The sequence below is a fragment of the Mesorhizobium sp. IMUNJ 23033 genome, assembly GCF_044778005.1.
Taxonomy (GTDB): domain Bacteria; phylum Pseudomonadota; class Alphaproteobacteria; order Rhizobiales; family Rhizobiaceae; genus Mesorhizobium; species Mesorhizobium amorphae_A.
The window spans coordinates 65,235-85,771 of record NZ_JBJACT010000015.1 but is presented as its reverse complement, the minus strand read 5'-3'; the positions used below and the strand labels follow the sequence as shown (position 1 = coordinate 85,771).

Annotated in this window: 17 protein-coding genes; 9 read left to right on the top strand and 8 right to left on the bottom strand. The window is 64.4% G+C overall.

Annotated features, from left to right (window positions below; translation table 11 throughout):
• The first annotated feature begins 27 nt into the window (after window positions 1–27).
• From ACFX5Q_RS17890 to ACFX5Q_RS17870, 5 genes are read left to right on the top strand one after another with little or no spacing between them, the layout of a single operon-like run.
• Entirely contained in the window at window positions 28–1,587 is a 1,560-nt protein-coding gene (locus ACFX5Q_RS17890; RefSeq protein WP_404280138.1) for a sugar ABC transporter ATP-binding protein, read from the top strand.
• The gene (locus ACFX5Q_RS17885; RefSeq protein ID WP_404280135.1) at window positions 1,584–2,561 is read left to right on the top strand and encodes an ABC transporter permease; all 978 of its coding nucleotides are present in this window, start codon (window positions 1,584–1,586) and stop codon (window positions 2,559–2,561) included. The genes ACFX5Q_RS17890 and ACFX5Q_RS17885 overlap by 4 nt, the downstream gene beginning before the upstream one ends.
• Entirely contained in the window at window positions 2,558–3,559 is a 1,002-nt protein-coding gene (locus ACFX5Q_RS17880; RefSeq protein WP_404280132.1) for an ABC transporter permease, read from the top strand. Before ACFX5Q_RS17885 ends, ACFX5Q_RS17880 begins: the two co-directional genes overlap by 4 nt.
• Window positions 3,559–3,873: an L-rhamnose mutarotase gene (rhaM, locus tag ACFX5Q_RS17875; protein WP_404280130.1), complete on the top strand. Its 315-nt coding sequence runs from the start codon at window positions 3,559–3,561 to the stop codon at window positions 3,871–3,873. Before ACFX5Q_RS17880 ends, rhaM begins: the two co-directional genes overlap by 1 nt.
• The gene (locus ACFX5Q_RS17870; protein WP_404280128.1) at window positions 3,870–5,237 is read left to right on the top strand and encodes an FGGY-family carbohydrate kinase; all 1,368 of its coding nucleotides are present in this window, start codon (window positions 3,870–3,872) and stop codon (window positions 5,235–5,237) included. The genes rhaM and ACFX5Q_RS17870 overlap by 4 nt, the downstream gene beginning before the upstream one ends.
• On the opposite strand, the gene ACFX5Q_RS17865 is transcribed toward ACFX5Q_RS17870, so the two are convergent.
• The 3 genes from ACFX5Q_RS17865 to galE form a co-directional block, all read right to left on the bottom strand.
• Window positions 5,238–7,064: an alanine racemase gene (locus tag ACFX5Q_RS17865; protein ID WP_404280126.1), complete on the bottom strand. Its 1,827-nt coding sequence runs from the start codon at window positions 7,062–7,064 to the stop codon at window positions 5,238–5,240. It lies immediately after the preceding gene.
• A gap of 3 nt (window positions 7,065–7,067) precedes the next feature.
• Window positions 7,068–8,318: a D-amino acid dehydrogenase gene (locus ACFX5Q_RS17860; protein ID WP_404280124.1), complete on the bottom strand. Its 1,251-nt coding sequence runs from the start codon at window positions 8,316–8,318 to the stop codon at window positions 7,068–7,070.
• A gap of 89 nt (window positions 8,319–8,407) precedes the next feature.
• A complete protein-coding gene (galE, locus tag ACFX5Q_RS17855; protein WP_404280122.1) occupies window positions 8,408–9,403 on the bottom strand; it encodes a UDP-glucose 4-epimerase GalE in 996 nt (331 codons plus the stop codon).
• 278 nt (window positions 9,404–9,681) lie between these two features.
• On the opposite strand from galE, the gene hemA reads away from it, so the two are divergent.
• Window positions 9,682–10,959 carry a 5-aminolevulinate synthase gene (hemA, locus tag ACFX5Q_RS17850; protein WP_404280119.1) on the top strand — a complete coding sequence of 426 codons (1,278 nt, stop codon included), beginning with the start codon at window positions 9,682–9,684 and terminating at the stop codon, window positions 10,957–10,959.
• A 20-nt stretch (window positions 10,960–10,979) separates the two neighbouring features.
• Here hemA and ACFX5Q_RS17845 read toward each other — a convergent pair whose 3' ends face one another.
• Together ACFX5Q_RS17845 and mscL are read right to left on the bottom strand one after the other, a co-directional pair.
• On the bottom strand, window positions 10,980–12,146 hold the full coding sequence (locus tag ACFX5Q_RS17845; protein WP_404280117.1) for a pyridoxal phosphate-dependent aminotransferase: 1,167 nt from the start codon (window positions 12,144–12,146) through the stop codon (window positions 10,980–10,982).
• A gap of 106 nt (window positions 12,147–12,252) precedes the next feature.
• Complete coding sequence (gene mscL, locus ACFX5Q_RS17840) at window positions 12,253–12,672, bottom strand: large conductance mechanosensitive channel protein MscL (RefSeq protein ID WP_404280115.1); 420 nt, start codon at window positions 12,670–12,672, stop codon at window positions 12,253–12,255.
• A gap of 237 nt (window positions 12,673–12,909) precedes the next feature.
• Between mscL and ACFX5Q_RS17835 the strand changes: the two genes are divergently transcribed.
• Window positions 12,910–16,386, top strand: coding sequence for a PAS-domain containing protein (locus ACFX5Q_RS17835; RefSeq protein WP_404280113.1), 3,477 nt, complete (start codon window positions 12,910–12,912; stop codon window positions 16,384–16,386).
• A gap of 19 nt (window positions 16,387–16,405) precedes the next feature.
• Here the strand turns inward: ACFX5Q_RS17835 and ACFX5Q_RS17830 are convergent, their stop codons facing one another.
• Both ACFX5Q_RS17830 and ACFX5Q_RS17825 read right to left on the bottom strand, forming a co-directional pair.
• Window positions 16,406–17,065 (bottom strand): response regulator transcription factor, encoded by a 660-nt coding sequence (locus ACFX5Q_RS17830; protein WP_404280106.1) that lies wholly within the window; start codon window positions 17,063–17,065, stop codon window positions 16,406–16,408.
• A gap of 119 nt (window positions 17,066–17,184) precedes the next feature.
• Complete coding sequence (locus ACFX5Q_RS17825; protein ID WP_404280104.1) at window positions 17,185–17,613, bottom strand: hypothetical protein; 429 nt, start codon at window positions 17,611–17,613, stop codon at window positions 17,185–17,187.
• 104 nt (window positions 17,614–17,717) lie between these two features.
• Here ACFX5Q_RS17825 and ACFX5Q_RS17820 point away from each other — a divergent pair, with 104 nt between their 5' ends.
• Window positions 17,718–18,068 (top strand): DUF952 domain-containing protein, encoded by a 351-nt coding sequence (locus ACFX5Q_RS17820; RefSeq protein ID WP_404280102.1) that lies wholly within the window; start codon window positions 17,718–17,720, stop codon window positions 18,066–18,068.
• A complete protein-coding gene (locus tag ACFX5Q_RS17815) occupies window positions 18,065–19,138 on the top strand; it encodes a quinone-dependent dihydroorotate dehydrogenase (RefSeq protein ID WP_404280100.1) in 1,074 nt (357 codons plus the stop codon). Before ACFX5Q_RS17820 ends, ACFX5Q_RS17815 begins: the two co-directional genes overlap by 4 nt.
• Here ACFX5Q_RS17815 and ACFX5Q_RS17810 read toward each other — a convergent pair.
• Entirely contained in the window at window positions 19,135–20,466 is a 1,332-nt protein-coding gene (locus ACFX5Q_RS17810) for an MATE family efflux transporter (protein ID WP_404280098.1), read from the bottom strand. The genes ACFX5Q_RS17815 and ACFX5Q_RS17810 overlap by 4 nt on opposite strands.
• Window positions 20,467–20,537: the final 71 nt, after the last annotated feature.

The following is a 20,537-nucleotide window of genomic DNA, read 5'->3' as shown; positions in this document are numbered from 1 at the left end:
GACCTTGAATCAGGGCCTGATACGGATATGGACACGACAGCCCAACACAAATTGGAGACGGAACGGCCCGAGCCCTCGGGCCCGTCCGAGCCCTCTGCCCCGCGCCTGACGCTTTCAGGCATCTCCAAGAGTTTTCCCGGCGTACGCGCGCTGCACGATGTCAGCCTGTCGCTCTATCCCGGACAGGTGACGGCGCTGATCGGCGAGAACGGCGCCGGCAAGTCGACGCTGGTCAAGATCATGACCGGCATCTACCAGCCCGACGCCGGCACCATCAGTATCGACGGCCAGGCCGTTACCTTGCACAGTGCGCATGCCGCCTTCGGCCATGGCATCACCGCCATTCATCAAGAAACGGTGCTGTTCGACGACCTTTCGGTTGCCGAAAACATCTTTCTCGGCCACGCGCCACGCACCCGCTTCGGCACCATCGACTGGCGCACCATGCGCAGCAATGCGCGCGAAGTGCTGGGCACGATGGGCGCCGGCCATATCGACGCCGACACGCGTCTGAAGGATCTCGGCATCGCCAATAAGCATCTGGTGGCGGTCGCGCGCGCCATGTCGATCGATGCACGGATCGTCATCATGGACGAGCCGACGGCGGCACTATCGATGAAGGAGATCGAGGAGCTTTTTCTGCTCATCGAGTTCCTCAAGAGCGAAGGCAAGGCCATTCTCTTCATCAGCCACAAGTTCGATGAGATCTACCGCATCGCCGACCGCTATACGGTGTTCCGCGATGGCGAGATGATCGGCGAAGGCCTGCTCAAGGACGCCGACCAGGGCCAGATCGTGCGCATGATGGTCGGCCGCAACGTCGACCACATCTTTCCGCAGCGCAAGGCAAGCATCGGCGCGCCGGTCCTATCCGTCGCCGGCCTGTCGCATCCGACCGAGTTCGACGACATCGGCTTCGAATTGCACAAGGGCGAGATATTAGGCTTCTACGGCCTTGTCGGCGCCGGGCGCAGCGAGGTGATGCAGGCGATATCGGGCATCACCCGCACCAGCGGGGGCACGATCACGCTCGAGGGAAAAGCCATTGCACCGAAATCGGCGGCTGACTCGATTGAGGCCGGCATCGTCTACGTGCCGGAAGAGCGCGGCAAGCAGGGCGTGGTGATCGGCCTGCCGATCTTCCAGAACGTATCGCTGCCTTCGCTGAAGCGCACGTCCAAATCCGGCATGCTTCGGCTGGCGGAAGAGTTCGCGCTGGCGCGCTCCTACACCGAGCGGCTCGATCTGCGCGCCTCCTCACTCAGCCAGGATGTTGGCACGCTGTCCGGCGGCAACCAGCAGAAGATCGTCATCGCCAAATGGCTGGCGACCGCGCCCAAGGTGATCATCCTCGACGAGCCGACCAAGGGCATCGACATCGGCTCCAAGGCCGCCGTGCACGGCTTCATGGCCGAGCTGGTGGCGCAGGGCCTGTCGGTGATCATGGTGTCGTCCGAGCTGCCGGAAATCCTCGGCATGTCCGACCGCGTCGTCGTCATGCGCGAAGGTCGCATCGCGGCGGTGCACGACAATAAGGGGCTCGACGCCGAGACGCTGGTGAGGACAGCAGCGGGGATCGCGGCATGAAGAATTTTCTCAAATACCGCGAGATCTGGCTGCTTGCGGCCATCGCCGTGCTGATCGGCCTGATTTCGACCCGCTTCCCCGGCTTTGCAGATCCGGCCAATTTGCGCCAGGTGTTCAACGACACCTCGATCCTGATGATCCTGGCGCTCGGCCAAATGGTGGTGATCCTGACCCGCTCGATCGATCTGTCGATGGCGTCCAATCTCTGCTTCACCGGCATGGTGGTGGCGATGCTCAACGCCGCGCATCCGGCAATCCCGATCCCGCTGCTGATCGTCATCGCCCTTCTCGTCGGACTGGTGCTCGGCGCCATCAACGGCTTGCTGGTGTGGCGGCTGAACATCCCTTCGATCGTGGTGACATTAGGCACGCTCACCATCTATCGCGGCGCGACCTTCGTCATATCCGGCGGCGCCTGGGTCAATGCCGACCAGATGAGCGCCGATTTCATCAATTTTCAGCGCGCGGCCTTTCTCGGCATTCCAGTGCTGTCATGGATCGCGCTTCTGGTGATCGCGCTGTTCTTCCTGGTGATGACGCGCACCGCGCTCGGCCGCTCGATCTATGCCATCGGCGTCAATCCGACCGCGTCGGTCTATGCCGGAATCGATGTCGGCCGGACAAAATTCATCGTCTTCTGCATCTCCGGCATGATCGGTGGGCTTGCCGGCTATCTGTGGATCTCGCGTTACGTCATAGCCTCGGTCGAGGTCGCCAACGGCTATGAGCTCAACATCATCGCGGCCTGCGTCATCGGCGGCATCTCGATCGCCGGCGGCATCGGCTCGGTCGGCGGCGCGGTGCTCGGCGCGCTGTTCCTCGGCATCATCTCTAACGCGCTACCGGTCATCAACATCTCGCCCTTCTGGCAGATGGCGATCTCGGGCAGCGCCATTATCCTGGCCGTCGTGCTCAATGCGCGCGGCGAACGCCGGCAGGGCCGCATCATCCTCAGAAAGGCGGAAGCAGCATGACCGACACCCCTGCCCCGCGCCATATACCAGACCGGCTGGACAAGCCGCTCTCTTCGGCGATCTTCTCCTGGGAGGCGCTGCTGGTCGTCGTCGCGGTCGCGATCTTTACCGTCAACAGCTTTGCCTCGCCCTATTTCCTCGACCCGTGGTCGCTGTCGGACCTGACCTTCAACTTCACCGAAAAGGCGCTGATCGCGCTCGCCATGGCGCTGCTGATCATTTCCGGCGAAATCGACCTGTCGGTGGCCGCCATCATCGCGCTGGCGTCAACGATGATGGGCATGGCGGTGCAGGCCGGCGCCGGCACGCCGGTGCTTGTCCTGATCGGCATCGCGGTCGGGCTCGGCTGCGGCGCCTTCAACGGGCTCTTGGTGACCCGGCTCGGCTTGCCCTCCATCGTCGTCACCATCGGCACGATGAGCCTGTTTCGCGGCATCGCCTTCATCGTGCTCGGCGACCAGGCCTACAAAGGCTATCCGGCGAGCTTCGCCTTCTTCGGCCAGGGCTATGTCTGGTGGGTGGTGTCGTTCGAGCTGGCGCTGTTCCTGGTGGCGGCCGTCATCTACTGGTTCGTGCTGCACCGGACGAGCTTTGGCCGGCGTGTCTTTGCCATCGGCAACAATCCGGTGGCGGCGCAGTTCTCCGGCGTGCGCGTCGACCGCATCAAGTTCATCCTGTTCTGCCTGACCGGGCTGATGTCGGGCATCGCCGCGGTGCTGATCACCTCGCGTCTCGGCTCGACCCGACCGTCGATCGCGCAAGGCTACGAGCTGGAGGCCATCACCATGGTGGTGCTCGGTGGCGTCAGCATCCTCGGCGGCGCCGGCAGCATTTTGGGCGTCGTGCTTGCCGCCTTCATCATGGGGCTGGTGACCTTCGGCCTTGGCCTGCTCAACGTGCCGGGCATCGTCATGTCGATCTTCATCGGGCTGCTGCTGATCATCGTGATTGCACTTCCGATCGTCTGGCGGCGGCTGCGCGGGGGGCGCTTCGCCTGATGGAGAAATACGCCTTCAAGATGAAGCTCAACCCCGGCATGAAGGCCGAGTACAAGCGCCGCCATGACGAGATCTGGCCGTCGCTGGTGGCGCTGCTGAAACAGGCCGGGGTGTCCGACTATTCGATCCATCTCGACGAGGAGACCAACATCCTGTTCGGCGTGCTGTGGCGGCGCGACGATCACGGCATGGCCGGCCTGCCCGGTCATCCGGTGATGCAGCGCTGGTGGGCGCACATGGCAGAAGTCATGGAAACCAAGGCCGACAACGAGCCGGTGGCGGTGCCGCTGGAAACCATGTTCCATATGGCATGATCCGCCACGTCGCCGTCATCGATATCGGCAAGACCAACGCCAAGGTGGCGCTGGTCGATCTCACGACCGTGCGCGAGGTGACGCTGCGCCGCGTTGCCAATGCTGCCTCCACAGATGGACCCTACCCGCATCACGACGTCGAACGCCTCTGGGCATTCGTCATCGATAGCCTTTCCGCGATCCATCGCGAGCAACGCATCGACGCCATATCGATCACCACGCATGGAGCGACGGCGGTTCTGGTCGACGCTAAAGGCGGCCTGGCGCTGCCAGTGCTCGACTATGAGTTCGCAGGGCCCGACGATTTAGCCCAGGACTATGATGCGATCCGCCCGGCCTTTGCCGAGACGGGCACGCCGCGCCTGCCGGCAGGTCTCAACATCGGTGCGCAGCTGTTCTGGCAGCGGAGGCATTTTCCGACCGATTTTGCCAGGACAGCCGCGATCCTGATGTACCCGCAATACTGGGCCTTGCGGCTGACCGGCGTTGCCGCCAACGAGGTGACATCGCTCGGCTGCCACACCGATCTGTGGGACCCGTGGCAGCCCAATTTCTCGTCGCTGGTCGACCGGATGGGCTGGCGCCGGCTCATGGCGCCGGTGCGGCCGGCGAAGGACCGTTTGGGGTCGATCCTACCCGCGCTTGCCCGCCAGACCGGGCTCGACCCGCAAACGCCGGTGTTTTGCGGGCTGCACGATTCCAATGCCTCGCTGCTGCCGCATCTCATCGCCGATCGGCCGCCCTTCTCCGTCGTCTCGACGGGCACCTGGGTGGTGTCGATGGCAGTCGGCGGCAACAAGGTGGCGCTCGATGCGGCGCGTGACACGCTGGTCAATGTCAACGCGCTCGGCAATCCCGTTCCGTCAGCGCGCTTCATGGGCGGACGTGAGTTTTCGCTTCTGACCGACGGCAAGCCGCAGGATTGGAGCGACGCCGATGTCGCCGCCGTACTGGCACGCGGGACATTGCTGCTGCCTTCGACCCAGCAAGGCTCGGGGCCCTATCCGCATCACGCCGCACGTTGGCTTCCGGCCGAGGACGTCACCGACGGCCAGCGCTTCGTCGCTATCTCGTTCTATCTGGCGCTGATGACGGCGACTTGTCTGGGCCTGATCGGCGGCGATGGCCCGGCGATCGTCGAGGGCCCCTTCGCCCGCAACCGGCTGTTCACCCGCATGCTCGCGGCCGCGACGGCGCGGCCAGTCATCGCCTCGGAAGCCGCGACCGGCACCAGCATCGGCGCCGCCCTTTTGGCGACCGATCGCGGCGCGATCGGAAGCAAGGGCGAAACAACGAAACCGCCTGATGATCTCGCATGGGCCGACTATGCGCGCGCATGGCGAGCAGCGGTCGACGCGAGCTGATCAGAGAATCCGCTTGCCGAAGGCCGACATGACGAAGTTGATCGTTTCGGTCGCCAGCCTTGGCTCCAGTTCGGCCGTCAGCCCGGACACATCCATCGACAGCAGCCCGCCGGACAGCGCGATCGTCTCCATCGCCTGATGCGTCTCGCGCACGGTGATGCCGCCGGAACCCGCCGCCCAGCCTGCGAATTCGGTCACCGTTGGCGCGTAACTGACGTGAAAACCTTGCGTGCCGGAAGCGGCGATGTGGATGGCCTCGCGCATGACGTCGCGCATACCCATGGCATCGACATCGGCCATGGTGAAGGCGGAAACGCGCGAATCGTTCAGCACCCGCGCCTCGGCCGGATCGGCGTGGCGCAGGCCGACAATGACGACGTTTTCCGGCGACAGCTGCGGCTGCAAAGCGCCCGGCTTGTGGTCAAGGCCGAGCGCTCGCGCCAGCACGGAGACCTCCGGCAGGTCGATGCCTTCCTCGTCTTCAGGCATCAGCGCGGCGATGGAATCGATCCAGATAAGGCCGAAGGAATGCGTGGCGCGCGCCGTCGCCGCCAGCGCCTTGTGGGCATTGCGACGATCGGCGCCGACGGTCAGCCTGATCAGGCCGGATGGCGGCCGCTCGACATCGGCCAGTTCGACGACGTCGAAATTCATCGCCTCCAGCCGGGCGCCGGTCGCCTCGCGCGCCACGATGCCGGCCGCCGCCGGCTCGGCCGAGATCGACACCATCTTGCGACCGGAATAGTCCTCGACATCGTGCATTGGGGCCTTTTCGACATATTCCGAAGTCATCGCCATCAGCATGGCGCCGTAGCTCATGTGGAAGGCGACGCGGTCGCCGACGGCGGGCGGCGGATCGGCATCGGCCACGTCGAGCAGCAGATGGTCGCTGGAGGCGCCGAGCACGCGCATGCCCTTGGTGATCGGCACCAGCCCCTCGACTAGCACGTCCTCGCGGCCGATATTGGCGATGGCGCGCAGCCTGTCGCCCTCGTCGGAGAAGACCGGCTGGTTGCCGAAGGCATCATAGCCGGACTGGCCGATCGGCCGCGACGGCTTCAGCTTGACCTCGATGATGTCGCTGGTCAGCCGGCAGGCATCGGGTTCGAGCTCGTCCCAGGGCGTGTCGCGGAAGGTTTCGACGCCGCCTTGCAGGATCGCTTCGCCGACCCTGAGATTGTTGATGCCGGCTGGCAGCCGTCCCTCGAGCAGCAGCGGCAGCGACGAGGAGGCGCCGCCCGAGATCCAGTCGAGGCTTTTGCCGGACAGGCGCTCGGTCTTGTAGGCGTGGGCGACGAGCTGGCCGAGGTTCTCTTCCGTCGGCATGATGGCACCGAAACAGCCGAGATTGGTGCCGATGCCGGCGATGCGCACGCCCTTCATTTCGAGGATCTGCTCGACCGTCGACACCAGATCGTTCGGCCAGATGCCTTCCCTGAGATCGCCGAGATCGATCATCAGCATGATGTCGTGGACGCGGCCCATGCGCTCGGCGATGCGGGCGATCTCGCGGATGATGGTGAGTTCGGATTGCAGGCTGATGTCGACGCTGCGCACCACCTCCTCGACGCGGGCGACCGGCGGGCTGCGCAGCAGCATGATCGGCCCATTGATGCCGCTGTCGCGCAGCCGGCGGATGTTCTCGAAGCGCGATTCGGCAATGCCGGTGACACCGCCGCGCAGCATGGCGCGCGCCACTTGCGGCATGCCGCAAGTGCCCTTGGTGACGCCGAAGACCTTGATGCCCGAGCGCGCGCAGCGCTCGACGATGGTGCGGGCGTTACGCTCGATGCGACCGAGATCTATGGCGACTTGCGGACCCGACATCGCTCAGTTCCTGTAGACCAGCCCTTGCGGGTCGATCTCTGGCTTGCGGCCGGCGACGATGTCGGCAAGGAATTTCCCGGAGCCGCAGGCCATGGTCCAGCCGACATGGCCGTGGCCGGTATCGAGATAGAGGTTCGTGTAGCGCGCCTGGCCGATGACCGGCACCGAGTTCGGCATCATCGGCCTGAGACCTGCCCAGAGTTCGGCCTTCTTCTCGTCGAAGGCGCCCGGGAAAAGCTCCTTGCCGGTCCTGAACATGGCGGCGAAGTCACGTGGCCGATACGTGCGGTCGAAGCCGGTGAATTCGGCCGTCGAGGCAAGCCGCAGCCGGTTGCCGAGCCGGGAGTAGCCGATCAACTGGTCTTCGTCGGCGCCGCCCATGGTCGGCCCCTTGCTCTCATCCTCCAAGGGAATGGTCGCGGTGTAGCCTTTCACCGGATAGACCGGCAGGTCGATGCCGTAACGGCGGCCAAGCAGGCCGCTTTCCGGCCCCATCGAGATGACGACGGCGTCGCCGGAGACCGGTCCGGCCGACGTCATCACCGTACGCACACGATCGCCTTCGATGTCGAGACCTTCGACCGTCGTGCCGTAGAGAAACTTCACGCCGAGTTTTTCGGCGGCGTGGGCGGCGAGTTTTTCGACGAATTGCCGGGAATCGCCGGTCTGGTCGATCGGCGAATAGACGCCGCCGGCGATCTTGTCCTTCGCATCGGCAAGGCCGGGCTCGAGCTCGATCAGGCGGTCGCGGCCGACGATCTCGATCGGCAGGCCATGTTGGGCGAGAAAACGGTAATTGTCGGTGCCGGTGTCGAGGCTGTGCTGGGAGCGGAAGAAATAGAGGATGCCCTTCTTGCGCTCGTCATAGTGGATGCCGGTATCGGCCGAAAGCGCATTGATGCAGTCGCGAGAATAGAGCGCCAGACGCAATTTGACCTGACTGTTGGCGCGCAGGCGCGATACCGTGCACTGGCGCAGGAAACGCATGCTCCAGGCCAGGAAATACGGATCGAAGCGCAGCCGCACCTTGATGCCGAGATCGTGGTTATAGAGCGCGCGCAGGAACGTTTTCAGCGCCGCCGGCGAGGCCCAGGCGGTGGCGTCGCCTGGCGACACCAGACCGGCATTCGACTGGCTGGTGCCGCGCGCCGGCGCCGGATGGCGCTCGATTACCGTCACCTCGTGGCCGTCGCTGGCCAGATAGTAGGCCGCCGCCGTGCCGACAACACCCGCGCCGAGTACCAGTATTTTCATGCCGCCCCCCAAATCTCAACGGCCAAAGCGCCTCCACGCTTCGCCGCGAAGCCCTTCAATAGCGCTTTAGCGAGCGCGGGACGAGCCCTTCAGCCGCGTGCGGAGTTCTTGCTGCTCAGGATCCGCTCCCAGGCAAGCGCGTCGGCGACGATCAGGTCGAGGTCGTCGCGCTGCGGCGTCCAGCCGAGTTCTGCACGCGCAAGCTCCGAATTGGCGACTATGGCGGCGGCGTCGCCAGGGCGGCGATCGCCCATCTTCACCTCGAAATCATGGCCGAAGGCGCGGCGCACGCTGTCGATGACTTCGAGCACGGAATAGCCGTGGCTGTAGCCGCAATTGGCGACGAGGCTGGCACCCCCGGCGCGCAGCCGCTCAAGGGCGAGGCGATGCGCCGCTGCCAGGTCGCTGACATGGATGTAATCGCGCATGCAGGTACCATCCGGGGTGGAATAGTCGGTGCCGAACACCTGCATGAAGGGCCGCTTGCCGAGCGCCGTCTCGCAGGCAACCTTGATCAGATGCGTAGCGCCCGGCGTCGACTGGCCGGTACGGCCCCTGGGGTCGGCGCCGGCGACGTTGAAGTAGCGCAGCGCCGTATAGCGCAGCCCATGCGCGATCGCCGCATCGCGCAGCATCCATTCGCTCATCAGCTTGGATAGGCCGTAGGGCGATACCGGCGCCAGGCTGGCGTCCTCGCGCACCGGCTCCAGCCCGGCGCCGCCATAGACGGCGGCGGTCGAGGAAAAGATGAAATTGGGGACGCCTTCGCGCACCGCGGTCTCGATCAGCGTGCGTGTCTTGCAGGTGTTGTTCTCGTAATAGCCGAGCGGATCGGCGACCGATTCGGGAACCACGATCGAGCCGGCGAAATGGATGATGGCGTCAACATGATAGTCCCTGATGATCGAACCGACCAGTTCCCTGTCGGCGACATCGCCGACGACGAGCTTCGCCTCGGGCGCAACCGCCCATTCGAAGCCTGTCGAAAGCCGGTCGAGCACGACCACGCTCTCGCCCGCATCCAGAAGCTCCCAGACCATGTGGCTGCCGATATAGCCGGCGCCGCCCGTTACCAAAACCGCCATCCCGAATCCTCGCACCTTCTGATTTATCGGAAACTGTCTCAACAAGCGCCTTACTGGAAAGCCCGCCGCAAGGCCATTAAAACCCTGAATGTTAAGTCGGTAACAGTCGCTATGGCCTGCGACATGGTACCGAAACAAAATTGATCCACATCAAGGGAATAGGCCACGAACCGTGGTCGTTAGGAACAGGTCCGGGGCGTGGCATTTTGACCAAAAAGGTCCGGTGGACGCCAAAGGGGGCAATGACTATGATCCCGCGCAAAACTTGGGACGTCGACATGAACTATCAGCGGTTCTTCGAGGAAGCGATCGACCAGCTCCATGCCGAGCGGCGCTATCGCGTTTTCGCCGACCTCGAGCGCATCGTGGGCAAGTTCCCGCGCGCCATTTGGCGCTCCAACGGCCGCGCCCAGGAAATCACCGTCTGGTGCTCCAACGACTATCTCGGCATGGGCCAGCATCCCGACGTCATCGCTTCCTTCCAGAACGCGGCCGGCAAGATGGGTTCGGGCGCCGGCGGCACCCGCAACATTTCCGGCACCAGCAATCCGCTGGTCCAGCTCGAACTGGAACTGGCCGACCTGCACGACAAGGAAGCGGCACTGGTCTTCACCTCGGGCTTCGTCTCCAACGAAGCGTCGATTTCGACCATCGCCCGGCTGCTGCCCAACTGCCTGATCATTTCGGACGAGCTCAACCACGCCTCGATGATCGAAGGCGTGCGGCGCTCGGGCGCCGAAAAGAAGATCTTCCGCCACAATGACGTCGCGCATCTCGAGAGCCTGCTGCAGGCGGCCGGCAGTGAGCGCGCTAAGCTGATCGTGTTCGAAAGCGTCTATTCGATGGATGGCGACATCGCGCCGATCAAGCAGATCGTCGAGCTCGCCGAGCGCTACAACGCCATGACCTATATCGACGAGGTCCATGCCGTCGGCATGTACGGTCCGCGCGGCGGCGGCATCACCGAGCGCGAGGGGCTCGCCGATCGCATCGACATCATTGAAGGCACGCTCGCCAAGGCATTCGGCACGCTCGGCGGCTACATCACCGGCACAAGTGCTGTCATCGACGCCGTGCGCTCCTATGCGCCGGGCTTCATCTTCACCACGGCGCTGCCGCCGGCGATCGCGGCTGCGGCGACCACGTCGATCCGTCATCTGAAGCGCTCACAGGCCGAGCGTGACGCGCAGCAGCGCCAGGCGTCGCGGACCAAGGAGATTCTCGGCGCCGCGGGCCTGCCGGTGATGGACTCGCCGACCCATATCGTGCCGTTGCTGGTCGGCGATCCCGAGCTCTGCAAGATGGCCAGCGATCGGCTGCTCGGCGTGCATGGCATCTACATCCAGCCGATCAACTATCCGACAGTGCCGCGCGGAACGGAGAGGTTGCGCATCACGCCGACGCCCTTCCATTCAGATCAACTGATCGCCGAACTGCAGGACGCGCTGGTCGAGACCTGGGATGCTCTGGGCATTCCTTATGGCGCGGCCGGTCGCCCCGCGGTCGCGAAGAGCGACCGGATTATTCCTCTATTGGTCCCGAAGTCAGGCGGCTGAAGACGCTGACCCTCAGTTGCTCAGACCGTCTTCATCCATTTCGCCAGCCGGTGCGCGGCTTCCTCGAGCTGGTCGAGGCGACGGTGGAAGCATAGCCTGAGGAAGGCTTCGCCGCCGGGACCGAAGGCGGTTCCGGGCGCCAGGCCGACATTGGCCTGATCGACGATGTCGAAGGCGGCGGTTCGGGAATCGGTGATGCCGTCGACCGTGAAGAACAGATAGAAAGCGCCTTGCGGCACGGTGAAGCGCGCTTTGCCGGTCGCGCCGAGGATACCGCAGACCAGATCACGCGCCGCCCGCGCCCGCTCGACCTGCTCGACGATGAAGGCATCACCCTCGTCGAGTGCGGCGACGGCGCCGCGCTGCATAAACTGGGCTACGCCCGAGGTCGAGTACTGGATCAGGTTCTCGAAGACCTGCTGCAGGGCGGGATGGGTCTTGATCCAGCCGACGCGCCAGCCGGTCATCGCCCAGTTCTTGGAAAAACTGTTGACAAACAGGATGCGGTCTTCCCCGGTCGCGATGTCGAGGAAGGACGGCGCGCGGCCATGGCCGTAGTGGAACAGCGCATAGATCTCGTCGGCGATGATCCAGATGCCCTTTTCGCGGGCGAGGTCGAGGATCGCCTGCAGGGTTTCCCGGTCGGCGGTCCAGCCGGTCGGGTTGGACGGCGTGTTGACGAACAGCGCCTTGGTCCTTGGCGTGATCGCGGCTGCGATCTTGTCGACATCGCAGGACCAACCATTGCCGGACTGGTCGAGCGTGACCGCAACCGGAACGGCGCCGGCGACACCGGCGGCAGCGGCGAAATTCGGCCAGGCCGGTGACAAATAGACGACCTCGTCGCCACTGCCGGCGACCGCGTCGATCGCCAGCTGGATGGCGTGCATGCCGGAGGCGGTGACGATGAATTCGTCCGTGGCGAAGCTCTTGCCGAAATGCCTGTCATAGTAGCGGGAAAGCGCCTGTCTCAGCTCCGGGATGCCCTTCTGCCAGGTGTAGAAGGTCTCGCCAGCAGCCAGTCCGCGGGCAGCGGCATCGCTGATGAAGGCGGGCGTCGGCAGATCGCCCTCGCCGGCCCAAAGCGGGATCAGGCCGTCGCGCAGGCGGCCGTGGTTGACGACGGCGACGATGCCACTTTCGGGCGCGGCGCGGGCCTCGGCGCGTAAATTCTGGATTAGGGTCATGTAAATGTCCGTTGGTTTTGCGACAGCTAGCCTGTTTTGCGGCAGGCGAAAACAGAAAACCCCGGCTGCAAGCGACCGGGGTTTTGGTCCAGAAATGTTGCTCCGGCTATCTCCTGGCGAGCAGATCGCGAATTTCGGTGAGCAAAGCGACATCGGCGGGCGGTGGAGCGGCGGGTGCTGCCGGCTTCTCCCTCTCCAGCCGCTTGCGCATATTGTTCACCGCCTTGACCATCAGAAAGATGATGAAAGCGAGGATGATGAAGTTCAGTGCCACGGTGATGAAATTCCCGTAGGCGAACACCGCGCCTTCCTTGCGCGCATCGACAAGGTTGGTTGAATGCACGTTGGACGACAGGGCGACGAAGTAGTTCGAAAAATCGACACCGCCAAGTGCGCCGATGAAAGGCATGATGATGTCGTTGACCAGCGAATCGACGATCTTGCCGAAGGCGGCGCCGATGATGACGCCGACGGCCAAGTCCATCACATTGCCCTTGGAAATGAATTCCTGGAATTCTTTCAGCATTCGACCCTCCTTGCCATGGCCGCGCTGCCGCCTCCACCATCCCTTCGGCGCCGGCCCACGTCCACCATAACAAAAACCCTTGGTTGCAACAGAAGCAAAGGCGCGAAAGCAGCTGCATTCTCCTTCCCCGGGGTCAGCGGCCAAATGTCCGACAGACCTGACAGCCATGCGCCGAAAGCCGCGATGGACTCGCCCCCCAAGCTGTGATTGCGTCTGTACCAGGAGGAATTTCGGGCCGTGCAGGGCTGGTTCATCGTCATCATCGCGATCGCCTATGTGACGCTGCTGTTCGTCATCGCCAGCCTTGGCGACCGGCGCTCGGCAGGGCCGGACCGCGCCCGTCCGTTCATCTATGCGCTCAGCCTCGCCATCTACTGCACCTCCTGGACCTTCTTCGGCTCGGTCGGCCTGTCTTCCGAACGCGGCCTCGAATTCCTCGGCATCTATACCGGGCCGGTGCTGGTGTTCGTGTTCGGCTTTCCGTTGCTCAACCGCATCGTCAGGCTGGCGAAGACCGAGAAGATCACCTCGATCGCCGACTTCCTCGGCGCCCGCTACGGCAAGAGCTTCACCGTCGCGGCGATCGCCACGCTGATCGCGACGATCGGCGCGGTGCCCTACATCGCGCTGCAATTGAAGGCGATCTCCGGCTCGGTCAGCCTGATGGTCGAGCACTACACGGGATCGCCACCCTCCTTCGATCCGTTCGTCAGCGACATCTCGCTGGTCGTCGCCATGCTGCTGGCGCTGTTTGCGGTGCTGTTCGGCACCCGCCATGCCGACGCCACCGAGCACCAGGACGGGCTGGTGCTGGCGGTGGCGGTGGAAACCGTGGTCAAGCTCGCCGCCTTCCTGGCGATCGGCCTGATGGTCACCTTCCTGATCTTCGGCGGACCAGGCGACATGTTCGACAAGCTCGCCGAGAATGGCGAGGTGCGGCAGGCGATGGGCTACAACACCTCCTTGGCCACCTGGCTGGTGCTGACCGGCCTCAGCGGGTTTGCCATCATCATGCTGCCGCGCCAGTTCTACGTCACCATCGTCGAGAACCGCGGCGAGGCTGAACTTCGCACCGCGACCTGGGTGTTTCCGCTCTACCTTGTCGCGATCAACCTGTTCGTGCTGCCGATCGCCTTTGCCGGCCTATCGCTGGTCGGGACCAGGACCAGCAGCGACCTCTATGTGCTATCGCTGCCCTTATTCAGCGGCCATGATGTGCTTGCAATGGCCGCCTTCATCGGCGGCCTGTCGGCGGCGACCGCCATGGTCATCGTCGAAAGCGTCGCGCTGTCGATCATGATTTCCAACGACCTCGTCATCCCGCTGTTCGTGCGCCGCCTGCTCAAGACCACGACCTCCGAAAGCGAAGACTGGTCGTCGCTGATCCTCAATGTGCGGCGCGGCGCGATCTTCGTCATGCTGTTCATCGCCTTCCTCTACTATCGCGAGAGCACCAACAACGCGCGGCTCTCCTCCATCGGCCTGATGTCGTTCGCGGCCATCGCCCAGTTCGCTCCGGCGCTGATCGGCGGGCTGATCTGGCGCGGCGCCAACGGCAGGGGTGCAGCACTTGGCATGGTCGCCGGCATCCTCTGCTGGGGCTACACGCTGCTTTTGCCCTCGCTCGCCGCGCCGGATGCCGACATCCTCGTCCACGGCCTGTTCGGCTTCGAGGCGCTTCGGCCGCAGGCGCTGTTCGGCACCGTCGCCGAACCGTTGAACCATGGCGTGCTGTGGAGCCTGTCGATCAACACGGTGTTCTTTGTCCTGGGTTCGCTGTCGCGCGCATCGGTGCCGCTGGAACGCATCCAGGCGGCGATCTTCGTGCCGCGGGAGGCCAGCCCGATGCCAAGCCTGCGCCGCTTCCGCACCGCCATCACCGTCAACGACCTCAAGGACACGATCTCGCGCTATCTGGGCGTCGAGCGCACCGAGCGTTCTTTCCAGTCGTTCGAAAAGACCAACGGCACCACGCTGCACGGCAATGAGCAGGCGAGCATGGACGTCATCCGTTTTTCCGAGCAATTGCTGGCGAGCGCCGTCGGTTCCTCCTCGGCGCGGCTGATCCTGTCGCTACTGTTCCGGCGCAACGACCGCGAATCCAAGGATGCCTTCCGCCTGCTTGACGACGCCACCGAGGCGCTGCAGCACAACCGCGACCTGCTGGAGATCGCGCTCGACCAGATGGAACAGGGCATCACCGTCTTCGACCGGGATTTCCGCCTGATCTGCTGGAACCGCCAGTACCGGGCGCTGTTCGACCTGCCCGACGAGATGGGCCAGGTCGGCGTCTCGCTCGACCGCATCCTGCACCACCTCGCGCAGCGCGGCGACATTCCGTCCGACCAGCGGGTGGCGATGCTCAACCGCCTGACCAGCTTCGTCAGCCCGTGGCAGGTGGAGTTGAAGACCAGCGGCCGCATCCTGGAACTGCGCTCCAACCCGATGCCGGACGGCGGCATCGTCGCCACCTATGCCGATATCTCCGGGCGCGTCGAACAGGATCTGGCGCTGAAGCGAGCCAATGAATCGCTGGAGCAGCGGGTCAAGACGCGCACCATCGAACTGACCCGCGTCAATGAGGAGCTGGCGCAGGCGCAGATGCTGGCCGAGGAGGCCAATCTCGGCAAGACGCGCTTCCTTGCCGCCGCCGGCCACGACATCCTGCAGCCGCTGAACGCCGCCCGGCTCTATTGCTCGTCGCTGATCGAAAAGGCCGGCAAGGGACCCACCGGCAAAGCGGCGGTCAACATCGAATCCTCACTGGAATCGGTCGAGACCATTCTGGGCGCCGTGCTCGACATTTCCCGCCTCGATGCAGGCGCAATGAAACCGGACGACACCGCCTTCAGCCTGGACGGGCTGCTGCGCCAGATCGGCAACGATTTCCTGCCGCTCGCCGCCGAAAAAAAGCTCGGGCTGACCATCATGCCGTCGTCGCTCTGCGTCATGACGGACCGCAATTTGTTGCGCCGGCTGATCCAGAACCTCATCTCCAACGCCATCAAATACACCCGCCACGGGCGCATCCTGGTCGGGGTGAGGCGGCGCGGGGAACTGGCCGAAATCCAGGTGATCGACACCGGCATCGGCATCGCCGGCGACAAGCTGAACACGGTGTTCCACGAATTCACCCGGCTCGACGAAGGCGCGCGCGAAGCCGAAGGCCTCGGCCTTGGCCTCTCCATCGTCGACCGCATCGCTCGCGTGCTCAGGCTCGAAATCCGGATATTTTCCAACCCAGGCAAGGGCACGCGCTTTTCAGTGATCCTGCCGGTTGTCGCGGCCGAGGCGCCTCGGCGCGAAGTCGAAGCGAAGACGCCGGTGCGCGCCACAAATTCGCTGGCCGGACTGCGTGTTCTCTGCATCGACAATGACGCCCGCATCCTCGACGGGATGCGGCTGCTGCTCGAAGGCTGGGGTTGCAGCGTCGACACCGTCACGGGTGTCGAGGAGGCATCCGGCATGCGCCGGCCGGATATCGTGCTGGCCGACTATCATCTCGACGGCGGCACCGGACTGGATGCCATCGAGACGTTGCGGTCAATTCACGGCCATGACTTGCCGGCCGTTCTGGTCACGGCCGACCGCTCCAGCGAGGTCCGCACTGCTGCCGGCGCACTCGACGTGCCGGTGATCAACAAGCCGCTGAAGCCGGCGGTGCTGCGGTCGATGATGGCCAGGGTCAGGCCACTGGCCTCAGCGGCCGAATAATTCGACCCCGCATCCAGGGTCAGCCTGCTGCTTGAAGCGGGTCGCCGCCGATCTTGGCCAGCTGGATCACCGCCTGGGTGCGGCTGTCGACGCCGAGCTTCTGCAGGATGGCCGAGACATGCGCCTTTATCGTGGCCTCGGAGACGCCGAGTTCGTAGGCGATCTGCTTGTTCAACAGTCCTTCCGCCAGCATGCCGAGCACGCGCGTCTGCTGCGGCGTCAGCGCCTGCAGGCGCTTGATCAGGTCTGATATTTCGGGGTCGCGTTCGACGCCGAGATCGATACCGATGGGCGCGGCGATATCGCCGGCCAGCACTGCCTGCACGGCGCCGCGAATCTCCTCCATGCTGGCCGATTTGGAGATGAAGCCCGAAGCGCCGAGATCGAGCGCGCGCCGGATCGTCACCGGGTCGTCATGCGCCGACACAACGACCAGCGGCACCGCCGGGTGAACGCCGCGCAGCGAGATCAGGCCGGAGAGGCCACTGGCGCCCGGCATCGACAGGTCGAGCAACACCATGTCGACATCTTCATTGGCCACGACCAGCGCCTTGGCGCTCTCGAAATCGCCGGCCTCGTGGATAGCGGCGACATCGCCGACGCCGACAAGCGCCTCTTTCAGGGCGCCGCGGAAAAGCGGATGGTCGTCGGCGATGACGAACGTGTAGCCCGACGGCAAATAGTCCTCCCCAAATCCCGCTGCTGATTGACTGCTTTTACGGGATCGGAACGATTATGCGGCGATGCGCCCTGTTTTCAAGCGGCAAAGGCCGGACACGGAGTTTTTCCCAGCACGGCTCAGGTCTTTTGCGAATTGAGCTGGGCGCCGTCGTCCTTTTCCATATCCTTGACGATGCCCATGAAGCTACGCAGGAAGCGTTCCATGTAGCTCATCGTCTTGTTGAAATCCTCTTCGCTGGGCAGCTTCGATTCGAGGCGGGCGGACAGCGAGTTTTCGAGCCTGGTGACGCGCTCGTCCATGGCCTTCATCGAAGTGTGCAAGCGGTCGACCTCGTCCTGGAAGGCGGCGCGTTCGTCGGCCGCCATCTTGCACACCAGTTGGCCGGCGCGCTCCTCGCAGATCGACATGGCGCCGGTCTGCGTGTCCATGCGGACATAGCCGTTGGCCGACTTTTCCAGTTTGTAGCGGTCGGTCTCTTCGGACCAGGCCGACGCCGCGACGAACGAGACAAGTGCGGCGGGGATCAGTATGTGCTGCAGACGCATGTTCAACCTCCACGAGCCAGTATGCGCACCTTATCACAGGTTTGCGCCGTAAATGGGGAAGAGTTGCCCTTCCCCGCATGATCGGTTCGGACTATAGCGCAGCCATGTCTCAGATTATCTACAAGATCGCGCCAGAAGCCTTGTGGCGCGAAGCCGAGAAAAACGGCCGCTTCACCGGTGCTGCGATCGACGTCGCCGACGGCTTCATCCATTTCTCCACCGCCGGGCAGGTGCGGGAAACGGCGGCCAGGCACTTTGCCGGCCAGTCCGACCTTTTGCTGATTGCAATCGACGGCCGCCGGCTCGGCGACGCGCTGAAATACGAGGTGTCGCGCGGTGGTGCGCTGTTCCCACACCTCCACGCCCCGCTCGATCTCAGCGTGGTGCTTTGGGTGCGACCCCTGCCGCTCGGCACGGATGGGCTGCACCAATTCCCGGCGCTGGAGGCCGAATGAGCGTGTTCGACCGGATCGGCCAAAAAATCCTGTTCACGTTCGATCCGGAGGCAGCCCATGGGCTGTCGATCGCCGCGCTGAGATGCGGCCTGCCGGTTGCCGGACGGCCGGTGCGCGACGACAGGCTGAAGGTCAGCGTCTGCGGGATCGATTTCCCGAACCCGCTTGGCATGGCCGCGGGCTATGACAAGAACGCCGAAGTGCCGGACGCGCTGCTTGGTCTCGGCTTCGGCTTCGCCGAGGTCGGTACCGTGACGCCGCTGCCGCAGGCGGGCAACCCGAAGCCGCGCATCTTCCGGCTGACGGCGGATCAAGCTGTGATCAACCGGCTGGGCTTCAACAATGAGGGCCATGGGGCCGCCGAAAGGCGCCTGGCCGCCCGCAAGGGCCCCGGCATCGTCGGCGTCAACATCGGCGCCAACAAGGACAGCGCCGACCGCATCGGCGACTATGAACGCGGCGTGGCCCGGTTTGCCCAATACGCCAGCTATCTGACGGTCAACATCTCCTCGCCCAATACGCCGGGCCTGCGCAACATGCAGGCGCGCGAGCAGCTCGGCGAACTTTTGTCCCGCGTCATTGCTGCGCGCGCAGCCGCTTCGGCCAAACCGCCCGTCTTCCTCAAGATCGCGCCGGACCTTGTCGAGGCCGAATTGGAGGACATCGCCGCCGAAGTCACCGAGAAGCAACTCGACGGCGTCATCGTCTCCAACACCACCATTTCACGGCCGACACTGCGTAGCGCCGGTGTCACCGGCGAGGCCGGCGGGCTTTCGGGAAAGCCGTTGTTCGAGCGCTCGACCATCGTGCTGGCGAAGATGCGCAAGCTGCTTGGGCCGGACCGCGCCATCATCGGCGTCGGCGGCGTCGATTCCACTGATGCGGCACTGGAAAAGATCCGCGCCGGCGCCGATCTCGTCCAGCTCTACACCGGCATGATCTATGCCGGGCCCGCACTGCCCGGCCGCATCCTCACCGGCATGGTTAGTTTCGCCGACAAGGAACGGCTCACATCGATCCGGGCGTTGCGCGACATCAGCCTCGACAAATGGGCATCGAAGCCCCTCTAAAAGGCGGTTCGCACGCGCAGCCGCAAAATCGCCAGCAGGCTGAAGCCGCGCACCAGCAGGAAGACGTGCAGCGACGCCCACAGACCGTTGTTGCCGAAGGCCGGCGCCAGAGCGAGCAGCGCGGCGCTGAAAGCGAGAAACGACAGGAGCATCATGTTGCGCATGTCGCGCGACCAGGTGGCGCCGATGAAGACGCCGTCCATCTGGAAGGCCAGCACGCCGCTCAGCGCGGTGAAGGCCGCCCAGGGCAGATAGGTGTCGGCGACGGCGCGAACATCCTGCGACGTGGTGACCAAGGCGACCAGACCGGCACCGCCCTTGAGCAGGACAAGCGTCGCCGCGCCCGCCAGTCCAAAGCCCCAGAACAGGGTCAGCCGCACCGCCCGGTGGAAGGGCGCGGCGGCGCGCGCGCCGATTGCCCGTCCCGCAAGCTGTTCGGCGGCGGTGGCGAAACCGTCGAGGAAGTAGCCGGCGATGAGGAAGAAGTTCATCAGCACGGCATTGGCGGCCAGCGTCACCGTGCCGAACTGCGCGCCCTGGCGGGTGAACAGCGCAAAGGCGGCGAGCAGCGAAAACGAGCGGATCATGATGTCGCGGTTGAGCGACAGCATGTGCCGGAAGGCCGTCATGTCGAGGATGCGATGGCGGGGCAGCCGGGGCGCGGCCCGGAACCGCCTAATGACGATCGCCAGACCAAGCAGCATGGCAAGGAACTCGCCGGTGACGGTCGCCCATGCGACACCTGTGACGCCCCAGCCGAGTTCTAACCCGAGCAGGAAACAGAGCACGATGTTGATGCCGTTCAGCACTGCCTGCAGCATCAATCCCAGCCTGCCTTCGCCGCGCCCCAGCACGTAGCCGAGAATGGCGTAGTTGATCAGCGTGAAGGGGGCGGCGAGCAACCTGATGCGGACATAGACGGCCATTGCCTCGCTGACGCGCGGTTCGGCGCCCATGAACTTTTGCCCGGCAATGGCGATCAATGGCGCAAGTGCTGCAAATGCGATGCCTGCGACGACCGCGATCAGCACGGCGCGCCAGAACACCGCCTGCTCCTCCACATCGTCGCCGCGCCCGAAAGCCTGAGCGACGAGGCCGGTGGTGCCGGAGCGCAGGAAATTGAAGGTGGTGAAGACGACATCGAAGACCAGCGCGCCAGCCGCCAGGCCGCCGAGCAGGGCTGCATCGCCGAACTGGCCGATCACTGCGGTATCGACGATGCCGAGCAACGGCGTCGTCAGATAGGCAAGTGTCATCGGCACGGCGATGGCAAGCACCGAACGGTGGGTGACGACGAAGGCTCTGGCGTTGGCTTGGGTCGCATCCAAAGGATTGCTGCCTTGCTAATTGCGGCTTGATCGGACAGCCGATGTGCCCCAGTTTCGCGATGCCACGCAAT